The sequence below is a fragment of the Longilinea arvoryzae genome (genome assembly GCF_001050235.1).
In the GTDB taxonomy this organism is placed as follows: domain Bacteria; phylum Chloroflexota; class Anaerolineae; order Anaerolineales; family Anaerolineaceae; genus Longilinea; species Longilinea arvoryzae.
Genome location: NZ_DF967972.1, coordinates 1,341,012 through 1,357,064, shown reverse-complemented (window position 1 = coordinate 1,357,064; position 16,053 = coordinate 1,341,012). Strand labels below are relative to the sequence as shown.

General features: G+C 59.5%; 10 protein-coding genes. All 10 read right to left on the bottom strand.

Annotated elements, in window-relative coordinates:
* Positions 1-78: 78 nt before the first annotated feature.
* The 10 genes from LARV_RS20565 to LARV_RS06035 all read right to left on the bottom strand — a co-directional run bounded on the left by LARV_RS20565 (position 79) and on the right by LARV_RS06035 (position 16,018).
* Positions 79-3,783 carry a hypothetical protein gene (locus LARV_RS20565; RefSeq protein ID WP_075072793.1) on the bottom strand — a complete coding sequence of 1,235 codons (3,705 nt, stop codon included), beginning with the start codon at positions 3,781-3,783 and terminating at the stop codon, positions 79-81.
* 88 nt (positions 3,784-3,871) lie between these two features.
* Complete coding sequence (gene rffA / locus LARV_RS06075; RefSeq protein WP_075072792.1) at positions 3,872-5,023, bottom strand: dTDP-4-amino-4,6-dideoxygalactose transaminase; 1,152 nt, start codon at positions 5,021-5,023, stop codon at positions 3,872-3,874.
* A gap of 11 nt (positions 5,024-5,034) precedes the next feature.
* Complete coding sequence (locus LARV_RS06070) at positions 5,035-5,760, bottom strand: GNAT family N-acetyltransferase (protein WP_075072791.1); 726 nt, start codon at positions 5,758-5,760, stop codon at positions 5,035-5,037.
* Positions 5,747-6,694, bottom strand: a complete 948-nt coding sequence (locus LARV_RS06065) for a glycosyltransferase family 2 protein (RefSeq protein ID WP_075072790.1) — start codon at positions 6,692-6,694, stop codon at positions 5,747-5,749. Before LARV_RS06065 ends, LARV_RS06070 begins: the two co-directional genes overlap by 14 nt.
* A 36-nt stretch (positions 6,695-6,730) precedes the next feature.
* The gene (locus LARV_RS06060) at positions 6,731-8,194 is read right to left on the bottom strand and encodes a sialidase family protein (RefSeq protein ID WP_075072789.1); all 1,464 of its coding nucleotides are present in this window, start codon (positions 8,192-8,194) and stop codon (positions 6,731-6,733) included.
* 36 nt (positions 8,195-8,230) lie between these two features.
* A complete protein-coding gene (locus tag LARV_RS06055) occupies positions 8,231-9,151 on the bottom strand; it encodes a hypothetical protein (protein WP_075072788.1) in 921 nt (306 codons plus the stop codon).
* A gap of 32 nt (positions 9,152-9,183) precedes the next feature.
* The gene (locus tag LARV_RS06050; RefSeq protein WP_075072787.1) at positions 9,184-10,263 is read right to left on the bottom strand and encodes an acyltransferase; all 1,080 of its coding nucleotides are present in this window, start codon (positions 10,261-10,263) and stop codon (positions 9,184-9,186) included.
* A 149-nt stretch (positions 10,264-10,412) separates the two neighbouring features.
* Positions 10,413-11,618 (bottom strand): DUF362 domain-containing protein, encoded by a 1,206-nt coding sequence (locus tag LARV_RS06045; protein WP_075072786.1) that lies wholly within the window; start codon positions 11,616-11,618, stop codon positions 10,413-10,415.
* 9 nt (positions 11,619-11,627) lie between these two features.
* Entirely contained in the window at positions 11,628-14,453 is a 2,826-nt protein-coding gene (locus tag LARV_RS06040; RefSeq protein ID WP_075072785.1) for a fibronectin type III domain-containing protein, read from the bottom strand.
* Between the two features lie 8 nt (positions 14,454-14,461).
* Positions 14,462-16,018 carry an outer membrane protein assembly factor BamB family protein gene (locus LARV_RS06035; protein WP_075072784.1) on the bottom strand — a complete coding sequence of 519 codons (1,557 nt, stop codon included), beginning with the start codon at positions 16,016-16,018 and terminating at the stop codon, positions 14,462-14,464.
* Positions 16,019-16,053: the final 35 nt, after the last annotated feature.

Sequence of the window (16,053 nt, the reverse complement as noted above, 5' to 3'; positions counted from 1 at the left end):
GGTATCTGTCGAGGATCTGAACGCTCAATAGAGGTTCTGATCGATCAGGACCTCTATCGGTGGAAGGTGGAAATCAAATCAGGGCAGCGGCGCCAGGCGAATCCAGGCCCAGCCGTAGAAGGGATAGCTGCCGTTGCCGTTGATGAAATCTCCGCGGTCGACGTAAATTTGGAAAACGCCGTTGGTCACCGTGACGGTGCCCAGATTGTATTCATTGAACGTGCCGCGTGTGCCTTTGCGAACCTCGAAGCTGTTCGTCTCGGGCGAACTGGCCGAGAATCCCCAGTAGTAGCGCAGGTTGGCGTGGAAGTACAGGCCCGCGTAGAAGGTGTAGGTGCCGTCCGGTACGGAGGCATAGAAGCGTTCGACCGGCGGTTGCTCGTTGTAGCTGGCGAACACGCCCGGGTAGCCGCGCGGTTCGTACAGGAATTCGGTCCACAGGTTATCCGTGGCGATCAAATCCGCGACATTGTTGGTCGTGGTCAGGATGGGTTCCTGGTTGGCGTCGGCCCAGACGTCGAAGCGGATCGGCGATTGCGTGGCGGTCGGTGTTGGGCTGGGAAGCGGGGTATTGGTCGCCGTTGGCAACGGGGTATTGGTCGCCGTGGGCAGCGGCGTATTCGTTGCCGTCGGCGGGATTGGTGTATCGGTTTCGGTCGGCAGCGGCGTATTGGTCGCGGTCGGTAACGGCGTATTGGTTGCGGTCGGCAGCGGCGTATTCGTTGCGGTTGGCGGGATTGGCGTATTCGTTGCCGTCGGCAATGGCGTATTGGTTGCGGTTGGCAGTGGGGTATTGGTTGACGTCGGCAACGGCGTATACGTAGCGGTTGGCGGGATTGGTTTATTCGTTGCTGTCGGCAGCGGCGTATTCGTAGGGGTTGGCGGGATTGGCGTATTGGTTGCCGTCGGTAACGGCATATTGGTCGCGGTCGGCAGCGGCGTATTGGTCGCCGTCGGCAGTGGGGTATTGGTTGACGTCGGCAACGGCGTATTCGTAGCGGTTGGCGGGATTGGAGTATCGGTCGCGGTTGGCAGCGGCGTGTTCGTAGCGGTTGGCAGCGGGGTATTGGTCGCGGTTGGCAGGGGGGTATTGGTCGCCGTTGGCAGCGGAGTATTGGTTGCCGTCGGCAATGGCGTATTGGTCGCCGTTGGCAGCGGGGTATTGGTCGCGGTTGGCAGCGGCGTATTGGTTGCTACAGGCAACGGCGTGAAAGTCGGTGCGGGGGTCGGAGTGCTCGTGGCCGTCGGCGGCAGCGGGGTAAGGGTCGCGGTCGGCAATGGGATGCTGGTTGCCGTCGGCGGCTGTGGAGTAGAGGTCGCCGTCGGTACAGAAAGTGGAATCAGGCGGATATAGGACCACCCGTAATATGGATAGGTGCTGGCTCCGGGCAGGTAATCGGCGCGATTGACGTAGATTTCGAGCAGATTATTATTGACCGTCACCGTCCCCAGGGTAAATTCAGTGAAACTTCCGCCCGTGCCCGTCGTCACATCGTAGGAGTTGCTCTGAGGGGTGCTTGCGGAATATCCCCAGAAATAACGCAGGTTGGCATGCCGGTACAGATTGGCCACCAGCGTATACGTGCCGGAAGGTATCGTTGCATAGAACCGCATCAACGGCGGCTGCTCGCTCGTGGCTGCAAAAATCCCCGGGTAGCCGCGCGGTTGGTAGAGAAACTCAGTCCATTGGTTGTCGGTCGCGCTCAAGGCGCCGGAGTCGGTGGTTGTCGCCAGCACCGGGTCCTGGTGATTATCTTCATACAGGTTGATGCGAATGGGCGTGCCGGCGCTGGTCGTGGGTGTTGGGCTCGGCAGCGGAGTGGAAGTCGCCGATGTGGGCGTCAACGTGGGCGGCAAACCGGTGTTCGTTGCCGTTGGGCTGGGAATGACCCCGGTCACGGTGGGAGTGGGCGTAAAGGAAGGCAGTGGCGTAAGCGTTGGCGTCGGCGTGGCGCTCACCGGCGTAGCCGTGGGGCTGACCGTCGGCGTGGCCGTGGGCAGCGGCGGCGGGGATTGCGGATCGACCACCACAACCGTGCTGCCCGAGAAGACTGGCACGTATACTGAACTACGCTGAATCTGCCCGTTGGCCTCCGAGAATAACATGAACCGGGTGGCCATGTCCGTCGAGCCGGTCAGGGTCGTTTCCAGCAGCCCGCTGCTCGAATTAATGACGCTGTCCGAGATATTCGATGTATAAACGGCGCGCACATACTGGGCTGCGTAATCCATGGTGACGAATTCAGGATTGTACGGCTGCAGGGCGGCCGCCAGACCGCTCATGATGGCGTCCCAGTTACTGGTCGTAATGCCCTGAATGTAGGTCTCGTGCGTGAACAGGGTCGCCAGGTCCATGCCCTGGATGGCCCGGCTCAGGTGCGTCACGCCGCGGTTGATGGTCGAGGTCACGTCGTTATCCGGAGCCCATTCGTAAGCCGGTTCGCCCCGAATTTCGGTGAGGACGTTGAAAAATTGGCCGTTGAACTCGGGGTGCCCCGGAACCTGCAGGAAATCGGCGTAATAAAATGGATTGTTATCTGCGCTGTAACAATCCGTATTCGTCAGCCGGTAGGGTTTCCCGATCAGGCACATGCCCCCATATTCGTCCCCCGGAAGGGTCGGGGTGCCGATAAATTCGACCCCCCAGTCTCGCAGGCCGCCGAAAACGTTGGTGCCGAACTCATAATAGTGCGGCACGACATATTTCGAGATGGGAATCTGATTCTGGGTGTGCCAGGCGGTGCCGTCGGCGAAATTCTTGGCAACCGTCGCGTCCGGCCAGTTGCTGACCGAAATGTGATCGAAATAGAACCAGTCGTAAGATGCGCGCGAATGGATCGATACGGTGGCGTTCCCGGTATCCACCACCTGTTTCAGGGTGGGTACATCCACGATCGTGTCCATGAAAATGCCCAACCAGGGACGAAAACCGGACTGGGTCGTGATGGGCAGCCAGCCAAAAGGACCGTCCACATCATCCACACGCAGGGTGACGAAGGACGGCATGCCCTGCAGCACGAAAGGTTTGCGGGCCGCCCAGACCAGACTGCGCCAGACCATATCATCCCAGCCGCGCAGTGGACCCCAGACATAGCGCCGGATCCAATCGATGGATGTCCATTGGATGGCGCGACCCTGACCATAATTGCGCGCCACCAGCAGGGGCTGCCCGCCAACGCTCAACAAAGCGGAAGCATTCGCCGGCAGGGTGACGCCGGTCGGGGTGAACGGTTCCAGCGTGTTATAGACCTGATTGGTGGATTGGTCGGCCAGAATGTAGGCGCCGACCGCGGCGTTGGAATTAACCTGAACTGAATAAGAGGAACTGGCGGATGTGTAGCCGAAGCCAAAAATACTCTGAACGTACCCGTAATACGGCGTGGTTCCGTTGACGAGCACGCTGTCGAAATTCACCAGCCCGGTCCCCAGGTTGACCGCGCCGGAAATGGATTGCTGCTCGGCGCTGTCCAACAGCGTTCCGGAGGTGTCGATTCGGCCGTGCCCGATGATGATCAGGGCATACGTCGAAAGATCGGCCGGAACAGGCGTTGTGGACACATCGATGATGTGATAGGGCACCCCAAACTGGTCCAGATAGGGTTGGACCAGGGTCTGGAAATCAGAATAAGCCGGGCTCGCCGAGTTTACCAGCACGACCGCGTCCGCGCGCGTCGCTGAACTCTGGGCACGAGCCGGCTGCACCGACCCGAAGAACGCGGTCGCGCACAGAACCGCGATGGTTAACCACGAAAATACCGTTAATAGCCTGCTGTTTTGCCGCATATCAACCCCTTATATCGACTATCCCGATATTAAAATATAACATTTCCGGGGTGTTCCATATCTTCGGGTTCGTTAAGGATTGCGCCCATCAGCCCTCGAAGGACAGAACGGCTTCGATCACCTGGTTCTGTTCATTTTCCGCAAGGGAGTAGAAAAACGGCAGCCGCACCAGGCGGTCGCTGACATCTTCGGTCACCGGGCAGTCGCCGGGTTGGCCGCCGAACTTCTGGCCCATCACAGACAGGTGAAGCGGTAGATAATGGAAAACGCTCAGGATCTGACGTTCTCTGAGGTGGGCAATGAAGCGCTGGCGTGAATCCAAATCCGGCATCAACAGATAGAACATGTGGTAGGACTGTTCGCAGTAAGCCGGCACCATCGGCAGCGTCGCTCCGATGGCCGCTGCCCAGTAGTCCAGCGCATCCCGGTAGGTCTCCCAGATGGCCTGGCGCCGGGTCTGGATCAGCTCGCGTTTCTCCAATTGGGCCAGCAGAAAGCCCGCCAGCATATCCGACGGCAGATAGCTGGAGCCGATATCCACCCAGCTATATTTGTCCACCTGGCCGCGGAAGAAACGGCTTCGGTCGGTGCCCTTCTCGCGAATGATCTCGGCCCGCTCGACGTATTTCAGATCGTTGATGAGCAGCGCGCCGCCTTCACCACACGAAAAGTTCTTCGTCTCATGAAAACTTTGCGTCGCCATGCAGCCAAAGGTGCCCAGGTAGCGACCGCGGTATTTTCCAAACAGGCCGTGGGCATTGTCCTCGACGACCGGGACGTTGTGCCGGCCGGCAATTTCCAGGATGGAGTCCATTTCGCAGCCCACCCCGGCATAATGGACGGGAAGGATGGCCCGGGTGCGCGGGGTGATCAGGCCCTCCAGCAAACGTTCGTCCAGGTTCAGCGTGTCCGGGCGCACATCGATGAAAACAGGGCGCGCGCCGCGCAACACGAAGGCATTCACCGTCGAAACGAAGGTGAAGTCGGGAACGATGACCTCGTCGCCGGGTTCGATCTCCAACAGCAGGGCCGACATGTCCAGCGCGTGCGTGCAGGAAGTCGTCAACAGGGCTTTGGCGCTGCCCAGGCTGCTTTCGAGCAATTGGTGGCAGCGCTTTGTAAAACTGCCGTCGCCCGAAACATGCCCGCTCTGGATGGCCGATTGCAGGTATTCGATTTCACTTCCGACCAGGCTGAGGCGGTTGAATGGGATTTGGATGGGATTCGGGTTGGATTGCATCGTTTGATCCTTTAGCGGGATTCATTCCACCAGTGAAACCACAATTGAACCGACCGGCTCAGAAAACCGCAGCGTTGGTACAGGCGCTGGGCCCGAATATTACGCCCCTGCGTAACGACGGATACCCGGTTCAATCCCTGTCCGGCGAACCACGCCAGGGATGAATGGACCAGGGCCTTCCCCAACGCCCGCCCCTGATAGTCCGGGTGAACGCCGACCAGGCCGATGATTCCCTCGCCGTTTTCCCGGCTGCAGGTCATGTACCCCACGGCCTGTCCGCCCACATCCGCGACCAGCACCACGTCTGCATAGCCATCGCAGCTCTTATCGATCCAGGTGTCATACAACCGGTCGCAGTCTTCCGGCGCGAAATGGCCGTCAAAATAGAAACGCGAATCGGTATGGCTGACGCGCGCGATCGCGCGCAGCGCCGCCCGATCTTGCGGTTGAAAAAGACGCACTTCCGGCGGCATCTCCGGCGCCTGACCCTCAGCGCGCCATTCCAATGTCAGTCGCAGATCGACCAACCGAAACCCGTGGCTCTCGGCCAACCTCAACGATTCGGAATGGTTGGGATCGGCGAGAAAATACAGGCAATCCACGGCTTCGGCCTGCCGCCAGGCGAAAATTTCCGCCAGGCCGGCCGCGTCCAGGCGATCGGACTGGATGCGCGCGATGCGCAGGTTGAAAAAATCTGAGTCCCAGGTTAAAAACCGGACTCGATCACCCGCGTCCATGCTGCCCTTCAGTCTGCCGGGCTGATTGCTGGCGTACAGTATAGGTTGGCCGGTCCATCAGCCGAAAATGCATGCGCGCCAGATATTCGCCCATAATGCCCAGTACCAGCAACTGCGCCCCTGAGAAGATGGCGATAATCGAAGCCAGAAAAGGGAAGCCCGGAACGCTTCCGCCGAGGATGATGTAGCGCCCGATGACATAGGCCAGCACCAACAGGCCAAAAATGGTAAAGATGAAACCAATCCAACTGGCCAATTGAAGCGGTACGATGCTGAAGCCGGTCATCATGTTCATGGCATGCCGGACGAGCTTCCCGAAGGTGTAGTTGGACTCGCCGTATTTGCGGGGTTCGTGATGCACCGGCACGGCGGTGAAACGGCTGGTGCCCCAGGTGAGCAGCACATCCACCGAGGGAAATGGGCCCAGGTATTGGACAAAGGAATCCCGCAAGGCGGTGCGGAAGGCGCGCAGCGCGCTGACGTTGCGGGCCGTCTCAGCTCCCATGGCGCTTTGCAGCGCGATCTTGGTGATCTTCGAAGCCAGGTCGCGCAGGAAATTATGCTGTTCCTGCGCCGGCCGGCCATAGACGACGTCGTAGCCGTTGTTCAGCGCTTCCAACAGAACATGCAGCTCCTCGGGCGGATGCTGCAAATCATCATCCATCGTGATGGTGATCGGGTAACGCGCCTGGCGAATGCCGCACAACAGCGCGTTATGCTGTCCGTAATTGCGCATCAAATCGACCCCGAACACCCAGGGATATTGCACCGTCAGGGCGCGAATCACATTCCAACTGTCATCCCGGCTGCCGTCATTCACCAGGATGACCTCGAATTGGCCGGCCAATTGCGGGAGAACCGCGGCCAGCCTTTCGATCAGTTGGGGCAGGCTTTTTTCACTGTTGTAAACCGGCACAACGATGGAAAGATCCATGGGAAGAGTCCTGTAGTGGAGAAGGAAAGAAAGGAATCAACGTTTCCTGCGCCAGGTGCGATAGGCCACCAGCCCCAAAAAGACCAGGACCGCCAGGGCGCCGAAGAACACGCCCCGGGCCGGGCTGTCGACGGATGCGGTATCCGCCGCAGGCGCATCGGCGAAAAGCGGCGTCGGCGCAGGCAGGGTTGGACTTTCGATCGCGCCGGTCGCCGTCGGTTGGATCAGCGGGGTTTCGGATGCCGCCACGGGCAGTTTCTTCAATGGAACGGCCGGCGCGGAGGAAATGCCTCTGACGTAATAAACCGTGCTGGGAATACCCTGACGTACTTCCAACCAGACCACATGGAGTTCGTTTCCGGCGCTGACCACGATGCGCATATCTTCGGCAAAACCGCGCTGCCCGATGGCCGTGGAAGCCGACCAGCCTCCTGAAATCCACTGCGCGTGCCAGGGTTGTTTGATCGATACCGCGTGCAGCACCCCGCGGCTGTCGGCGGCCATATCATTCCATAACGCGCGGCCGCCGCCGGTCAACTCGGGTATGAATGTATCCGGCTCGGACCAGGTTTCACCGCCGTCCTTCGACCAGACGTGGTGACGCTCGACGGTCGGCGCGCCGTCCCAGGTCAGGTGAACCTCATTCCTGCCAACCGCTTCGACGTCGATCAGGGTTGGGCCAAAGTCCGCCTGGTACTCATTCGGCTCGATCTGATCGATGATGACCGGATCCTTCCAGGTTTTGCCGCCATCGTTCGAATTCGAATACATGACCGCCCGGCCAGGATAGGGCAGAATCGACCAGACCACGTGAATGCGCCCGCTCTCATCCACAGACAAGCGCGGGTAAGCCGGATATTCATCCTCGCGGCGCGTACCGCCCGGGATGCTCTCCGCTTTATCCCAGTTTTCGCCGCTGTCCGTCGAATGGAGAAAAACGATGTCATTCGTATCCAGGGAAGCGTAGATGACATACAGGTTTCCCTGTAAATCGCCGGCAATGGCGCTGGTTTGATTGATCGCGATTCCCAGCGAAATCGGCTTCGACCAGTTGAGCGGATCGTCCGCGCAGCAGGCCGGGGCGCGCGCGTAGAACAACTGGCTGTTGCGCCCGCCCGTGCCCCAGATGGCATGGATGTAACCGTCCGGAGTCGCCGCCAGGTCAGGATATTCAGCGCCCAGCCCATCCCCGGGTGAAACCAACACATCGACCGGCCCAATCCATTTTTCACCGTTCCAGCGTGCGTAATAGAGCGTGTCGCCATTCCCGGCGGTTCCATCCGCCAACATGGACTGCGACCAGAGGATGTGCACATTTCCGGCAATGTCGGCGGCAATGGCCGGCGGCCAGGATTGATAATTCGGATCCGAGAGCCGGATGGGCTGCGACCATGCCACCGGAGCAGATTGCGCCGCAGCAGGTTTCACTCCCAACGGGAACAAACCGGAGACGATGATTAAGATCAGAATGGCGCAGAAACGCGAAACCGTTTTGCTCATAAAAGCCTCAAGAAAAGGGGAGCCGGTACGGCGGGACTACTCCTGCCGGCTGCGGAAATCCTGGATGGATTGAACGATGAACGCGGAAAGTTCCGCAGCCACATCCTGGTTGGCCCGGGCGGTGGGATGATTGTCGCTGCCCTCGAGATAGTCGCTGCGCAGGCGGTTGTATTGCGGGGAAGCCGGATCGCCGTCCGCCAGGCGGTCATAGAGATCGAAGACGACCAGGTTGGGTAAATCCCCTTTGAATTCGGCGGACATCAACCAGTCGGCGATCGAGCGCGCCCGGACCCCCATGGCTGCGTCCGCCTCGGACGAATTGAGCGGCGGGGTCGTCAACAGGATGAAAAGTTTTTCAGGATGGGCAGCGATGAAACTGCGCACCGTTTCATAGTAACCCTTCACCTGTTCGACCTGCGGGTCGTCGCCGAGGACGTTGCCGGTGAAACAGGATTTGAAAACGATCACTTCATGCTGCATCAATCCGCTGATGGCGTTGACCGGCAGGCCGTACACCTTTTGCGAAAACAGGGCTGCCAGCCCGTCCGGGTCGGTATTGTCATCCGGGATGAAATAGTTGTAGCCGGTGGAATTTCCCGCTGAATCTCTCAGGCCGTAATAGTTGTAATCATGGTCCCACAGGGAAAGGCCGGCGTTCGCCAGTTGGGCGCGAAAATCCGTCTGCTGGATCAGGTTGTCGCCCACCGAATGGTGCAGGAAGATCACGTTGGTGTACGCGCCCTTACTCTGGCTTTGGACATCCCGCGCATGCGCCACGGCCTTCACCAGCGAGGCCGCCCGCCAGGTCTGCACCTCCACGAAGTAGCGAATGCCGAGCGGTTTCCCGCTGATCAGGCGAAAGGCCGCCAGGCCAAGCACCGCCAGCGCCAGCACTCCGCCGACGACGGCCAGGAAGATTCTGCGGGACCTTTTAGGGGATTGAGGATTGGTTGCCATCTTTTGATCCACCTTTCACACCGTAATCCGTCTTAACCGAACAGGTAAGCATACATTTTCCGCAGCGGGGTGCGGGAAACCACCCACATCGCCAGCCAGGGAACGAGAATGCCCGCCAGGAACAGAATCGGCACGAAAAGGAACTGTATACCGAGGACGGCCGGCGCAGCGTGATACATAAATTTGGCCGCCAGCATCAACACGATGGGATGCAGCAGATAGATGCCGTACGCCATTTGGCCCAATTTATAGAATAAAGTCGCCTGCGGAAGTTGGATTTGATCGTAACCGATGAATGTCAGCAGGAAGGAAAAGGTGTAGAGCGTGGCCGCAATCGTTTCCACCCCGCCCCGCCAGTCGATGGCATACGTTCGATAGAACCATTCCGTTTCGAACACCGTCAGAACCGAAAACACCGCCAACCCGGCCAGCCACCATTTCCGCCGCGCCTGAATCCAGGGCCGTATCTCATCGGCGTGAAAGTTGAGCGCAATGCCGGAGACGAAGAAAAAGATCAGGTTACCGAAGAACCAGTTCGGCTTCCAGTTAACCACCCGGAACAGCGCCAGATAGCTCCAGGCCAGCGTGCAAGCCTGCAAAATGGCGGCCGCCAGCAGGATTTTCTTCCAGTGGACCGACCGAATTTGCGGCACCAACAGCGGAGAAAGCAGGAACAACTGGCAGATCAGTGGAACGTAGTAATAAATGGGGCTGGCATCGCCGCTGAGCAGCTTGACCAGGATCACGGAGATGGGGTGCGGCTGACCCAATGCGAAGTCCATTCCGATCAGTACCAGCGACCAGATCAGATACGGGATCAGGATATTCTTCAAACGTGCGCCGATCATCTTCCAATTTAACCCGGCCCGGCCGGCAAAGGCGATGAAAAAGCCGGAAACGACCAGGAAAGCCGGCACGCTGAAGGGCGTCAATTGCTTGAGAACCAGCAGCACGTCGTAGGTGGGCGATCCCAGCGCGTCGAAATTGGGCACGCTGACCGCGCGGTAGCGATCGGTCCACCAGAACAGGGCGGTGAATCCCCAACCCACTGCGTGATTGAGTACAACGGCGAGTATTGCAATGCCATTCAGCCAGAAGAGTCTCTTTGTCACTGGATCGATTCCTGGTTTGAATTTTGCTGTTCGAGTGAAAATGGTTTACCGAATGCCAAAAGCGACCGCTGGACATCCCCCATCGGGTCGCTCGAAGCCTGGGCTTATTCTTTTGTCAGGTCTAGATATCCGAATTCACATCCCCGCGTTCAGGACAGATTCACCTTGTAATAATCGATTTGCGAGTAACCGCCGCCCCACGGATCGCCCTGCTCGTACACCCCCAGACCGGCGTTTTCGGCGAACTGGAGGTATCGATCCGAACCGGTCGGATAACCCCATTCGGCGCGCAGGAAATCAGCCATCACGCTGTCGATGGCCACCGGGTCGGCGGCGAAGAACAGGCTCTGCGGAACCTGATCGTTGAAGGTCGTCCAGAAGGAAGGCCGGGCATCCTCCGCGCCCAGTGCGCCGAAAATGCCGTCTCCGATGGTCAGAACGGTCTTATTGCGGATGTTGGCGTTCTTGTAGATATCCACCAGCGGGCTGTAGTTGGAATAAGCGCCGCCGCCGCACGAATCCTCGTAGAAGACGTGGCTGTGCAGTCCGCCCGGGTTGTTGATGGTGCCAAAGTGATTCTTGAAACCCAGGGTGATACCCGCGCAGGAGTGATTCTTCAGGATGGGCATGTTGATCAAATAGCGGGCGTTGACCAGCACATCTGCAATTTTCTCGGCGGCCGGCTGCGGTACCCCGGCCGGGGGTGAAAAGCTCACCGTCGCGGATGCATCCGTACTGTTATAGGTAACCGGGGTGTGGCATTTATCGTAAAACTTCACGCCCGGATAGGGGGTATGAACGATATTGTAGAAGTAATTTGGGATCGTGCGGCTGACGCCGTCGTAGATCCAGATATCGCTTTCGGCCACGCCCATCGATTTCAACCCGGCGATCACCGCGTTGACGACCTGCGGCAGCGCATTGATCGCGGTCGGCGCAGCACTGCATCCGGAAGAAATCGTGTTGTTGAAGTTGACCTTGATGGCAATTCCCTGCCCAGCCTGATAATTTGGCAGGCGGGCGCGCCAGGCAGCGGCGGCCGTGCTCTTCCCCGTCAGTTGGATCAGGCCCTGCTCGACCATCTGGCTGGTCTTCGCCTGATTGACGTAATTCCAATAGTCCCCTGAGTTTCCGTTCCAGGTGGAAACGCTGCTGTGGTGAACATGCACCACGCCGTGACCGGTGCCCGGCGGCGGGGTGGGGCTGGCTTTGGAGATAAACGGCAGGTAGACGGTGTTGCCGCCTGCGCTTTCGACTGAAAAGGGGACGCCTTTTGTTTTGGACCAGGTCAGACCGGCTGCGCCGGCGCCAAGCAGGGAAAGCAGAAACTGTCTGCGTGAGATTTTTTTCACCATAAGATACCTCTAGTGCCAGCCTTTCGAGATCGCGGGCAGGTAGATCAGGATATCGCTCGGGAATCCGGTCACGGTCGGTGAGGTCAGGATGGCTGCTCCGGTCGAATCGACCGCGCTGATGGACAGGGTATATCTCTGATAATTCTTCAAACCCGTAATCAGATACGAGCGGGTCGCGAACGGCAGCCCGCTGATGGGCGACGGCGCTCCCGGACCGGAAATATCGATCCGCCAGGTATAGCCCTCGTCCTGGTCGGGCACGATCTTCCAGCGCAGCAGCAGGTACCCATCGCCGGGGATTGCGCTCAGCGTGAGCGAATCCGATCCGCTCCACGCCACGCCGCGGTAGGCTTTGACGGCTTCGGCCAGTTTTTGCATGTAGAAGAAGTCGCCGTCGTCCAGCCATGAAATATCGGCGTACCGGCCCAACTCTTCCGGCGTGGCGTCTTCGATCCAGGCTTTGGCCATAAAGATCTGGAACGAATCCACCGGGTGGGCCAGATTATGCTCCCAACCCAGGGTGCCTTCTGCATAGGCGGCGTACCATTGCGGCCAGAGATCCTGCACCTTGCGCACCACCACGTCCGCGTCCTCCCACGACCAATCCTTGAGGAACTTACCCAGCTCCGGAACCATGTCCCGAAAAGCCGCCAGGGAGGGCGAATCCTGCCCGCGCGGGTTATCCAGGTCATCCCGGAGGTGGTTGTAGACCTCCTGCAGGTAGTTATAATCGTTGAGATCGACTGCGAACTGGTTCAGGTAGATCACCTGGCGCGAGTCATCGTATTCATTCGCCCAGGAATAGTTATACAGATATCCAATGAAGGTATGGTTGCGGTTGACCATCATCCAATCCGGCGAAGCCGGAATCTGGGTGAGTTGGGTGGCGCCCAGGTAGCGCGCGTAGCGCCCCATGCCGGCCCGCATGGCGGCAGCCTTCAAGAGCAGGGCCCGCCCCAGGTTTTCAGAGGCGCTGTCGCCGGTCATCTCCGCCAGCCGGACGAACCCGATCATGCCGGCGAAGTGCCGGTTGGCGTTCTCGACCGCCACCCGCCGGTCCTGATAATTCGCAAACCAGTAGAACGTCCCCCAATCCTGCTCGCGCATATCCCGATCGAGCGTCTCCTGGGCCTTCGACCACGTGGACGCCGGGACGACCTCGCCCGTCAGGCTGTAATAGCGCGCGAGCGCGTAAAAGGAATACAGGGGCACATCCTGGAGGAAGGACCACTGGCGGGTGTCGTCAGCGGTCGCCTTCGGATTCCAGTAATACTGGACGATGCTGTCCATGGTCGAAAACGGCCCGCGCAGTTTCCCCTGGGTGACGCTCAGGTTGTAGACCGTTTCAGGAGGATAGGTTGCCCGTTCGGATTTGATGTAGTTGACCAGCGATGTGCGCAGCGTGGGATCGCTGACCGCGTCGGCCACCTCGATGAGGTGCAGCAGGCCGTCCGCCGGATTGGCCCAGTACACATCCCCGCGGCTGCGGTGATTCGGAACGCCGTCCAGGAAAATCCAGGGCGCGTAATGCCCGGAGGAAACCACCTTTTGAACCTCGGCGTTCAGGCGGTCGGTCAATTCGGCGGGCACGCCGCCATCCTGGACCTCGCGCGAATTATCGACGTAATCCCTCAGGCCGCTCATGCTCCAGGTGTACGACCCCACGCCTTCGATGCCCTGGGATGGGCCGAATTCGGTGCTCAGGCCGCCGTCGACCACATTGCCGGAGAAGGTGATGGGCAACGCATCCCGCGCCAGCGCAACCGTGGCCGGCAGCGGCGCGAGACGGATCCCGCCCGAACAGACCGTGAGGAAATTGAAGTTCTCGGTGATCGAAGTCGTGTCCGTCGGGGCGTCGTAGCCGTACGTTTCCGCCACACTCAACGGAAATTCACACGAACGGGCGGCCCACCAGGTGATTTTGTTCTTTACCGCGGTCGGCAGGCCGCCGGCCCAGCTTTCCGTTTCGGTGGTTGAACGCGTCAGGCGTCCATCGAACGGCAGGATCGACATGACCCCGGCCGCGCTCGAAAAAGCCAGTTCGACGCCGCCGCCGGAGGCCTGCTTGATGGATGTGGGTTTATTCTGGAAGACCAGCAGCATCGGGGCGTCGGCCTGGTAGGCATCCGATGTGAGCAGCGTCCAGTCGTACGAAAGCGGGCGGCGCGTATCGACGAAATGGCTGTTGTTGCCGTACCAGACCAGGGCCCAGTTGGCGTCCAGGCCGCTCAACGAGGTGGTCGAAGAACTGAGCGCCTTCACCTGGACTGCGCCGCCGCTGGAATAGGCGACGTATTTCGGGTAAGCCGCCCCATCCGAGAGGCGGGCGACATGATCGCTCTGGATGGCGTAGCGCGGCAGAGAGCCGTTGAACAGGGTGAGCGAGGTCGCGCCGGTTTGCAGGGCAACCGCCGCCGACATTCGGCTGACATAGAACTGCATCTGCCCGCCGCCGTAGGAATAGGTCAACTGGTTGTGAGACCAATCGGTCGTCTGCGCCGCAAGGCTGCCGGAGGCGCCGCTGACTTTGACCTGCCCGAGCGGGATGCCAATGGGGCCCATCAGGCGATACCCGATGTACGCGCCGGCGTCCTTAACGCCGCCGTGCAGGGTCAGGTAAGGCCAGCTTTGCGACGTCACCACAAATCCCAGCCCGGCGGTCTGGGCGTAAGTATTTTGAGTCGTGCGCAGGCCGGTGGAGGAGGTTTGCCAGGAGGAAGGGTTCAGGGTCTGCGTCGATTGGGCATGCACGGGGATCATCCCCGCGCTGGAGATCAGAAATGCCAAAGCCAGCCCAAGCTGGACGATAAATCGAAATTTTCCACGCTTGATCATCATTAATCCTAGGGTTGGGTGGTACGGGCGATCAGCTCGTACTTCGAAATGTGGTAAACCATGCCATTTGCGATACTGGCAGGGTTTGCGCCACCCCCCTGGGTATTATTGGCCATCTGCTGGTTTGACCAGCCCGGGCTAATGCGGGTCCAATGCCGCGTATCCAGATTGAAAAAGCCGGTAAAATTGGCGTTTTCTTCCTCGATGTGCATGGCCAGGATGAGATTGCTGGAGCACGTCACCGCCATGTTTTCATCCGGATTGCCGTTTCCGGCAGTGTTATTGCTGCTATCCACCAGCGCGTCCACCAGAATGCGGCTGGAAACGTTCAAACGCGCCCAACCGGTAAAGTTTTGATGGTTCGGCGCCCAGGCCGGCATGATCATATAGCCATCCCGGTCGATGCACGGCGGCGCGGTCGCGCCGTTCATGGTCTGGAACGAATAATGGATGACCATGGTGGCCATCCTGCCGTCGCTTTCGTTCAAACGGAAAAGCGAAGGCGAATAGTTGGCCGGATGGGCGGCGTAATCCGCCAGCAGGGAATTCTGCATGCTGGCGTTCAGGATCTGGGAATAATCCGAAGATTCAAAACCAATATACCCGTAGGTCATCGGGCGCACATAGACCATCCCGTTGTTCACCACCGGCCAGTAATCCTTGAAGGCCATGCCGGGGATGCGCGCGCTCTTCCAGGCCAGGCTGCCATTGCTGGTGTTCAGCGCGTAGACGTACATGTTCATGGCGCCGAAATAAGCCTTACCGCCGTTCCAGGCCGCGGTCTGCAGGATGGGCGAGCCGACGTTATAGGACCACACCACCGCGCCGGTGGAAGGATTCAACGCGTAGAAAATGCCGTTTCGCCCGCCCAGCAGCACCTTGCCGTCCGCGATGACCGGCGCTGTGGAGAAACCCTGGAACTGCGAGAGCTGGGTTTTCCAGGAAAGCGCGCCCGAGGCAATATCCAGGGCGTAGATCGCGCCGTCCATGGCGCCGAAGAAGACCCGCGTGCCGTCCGAAGCGACGCTGTTCAGAATGGGCGCGCCAGCCGTGTACTTCCAGGCCTGGCTGCCGTTGGTGGAATTGAAGGCATACAGGTTGCCCATCTCGGTGCCAACAAAGACCTTGCCGGCCGAGACGATGGCCTGGACCTGTGGATAGACTTTTTCAGGTTGGAAAGCATGATGCCAGGCGACCTGGAAGTTCGTTCCCAGAGCCGCCGGGTAATAACCGGTGTGCAGAGAATCGCGCTGCACCTGGGGCCACTCGTTGGTGGGGATTGCCAGAGGAGAATCGATGTTCTCCGGATTTCCTACCGCAAGCGTGGCTGTCGGGGTTTCAGTCGGTGTTTCCGTCGGGGTTTCGCTAATAGCCTCCGTCGGGGTCTCGGTGACCGTCGCAGTCGGGCTGATCTCACCGGGTGTTGCCGTGGAGGTCGGGGTTTCGGTCATCCCCGGAGCCACATCCTGCCGGGCGCCTGCCGCCTGAACACTGCTAAATACGCCGGCCAGTGCAGCCAGCAGCAGGAGGAGGGTCGCCGTTCTTTTCATTTTCGCTAAACTCATGGACGATTTATCCTATCTAATTCCTTTCCTCATTC

Coding starts and splice junctions, on each gene's coding strand:
- LARV_RS06035 (WP_075072784.1), bottom strand. CDS start 16,018: ATGAGTTTAGCGAAAATGAAAAGAACGGCGACCCTCCTCCTGCTGCTG.
- LARV_RS20565 (WP_075072793.1), bottom strand. CDS start 3,783: ATGCGGCAAAACAGCAGGCTATTAACGGTATTTTCGTGGTTAACCATC.
- LARV_RS06055 (WP_075072788.1), bottom strand. CDS start 9,151: ATGGCAACCAATCCTCAATCCCCTAAAAGGTCCCGCAGAATCTTCCTG.
- LARV_RS06065 (WP_075072790.1), bottom strand. CDS start 6,694: ATGGATCTTTCCATCGTTGTGCCGGTTTACAACAGTGAAAAAAGCCTG.
- rffA (WP_075072792.1), bottom strand. CDS start 5,023: ATGCAATCCAACCCGAATCCCATCCAAATCCCATTCAACCGCCTCAGC.
- LARV_RS06045 (WP_075072786.1), bottom strand. CDS start 11,618: ATGGTGAAAAAAATCTCACGCAGACAGTTTCTGCTTTCCCTGCTTGGC.
- LARV_RS06060 (WP_075072789.1), bottom strand. CDS start 8,194: ATGAGCAAAACGGTTTCGCGTTTCTGCGCCATTCTGATCTTAATCATC.
- LARV_RS06070 (WP_075072791.1), bottom strand. CDS start 5,760: ATGGACGCGGGTGATCGAGTCCGGTTTTTAACCTGGGACTCAGATTTT.
- LARV_RS06040 (WP_075072785.1), bottom strand. CDS start 14,453: ATGATCAAGCGTGGAAAATTTCGATTTATCGTCCAGCTTGGGCTGGCT.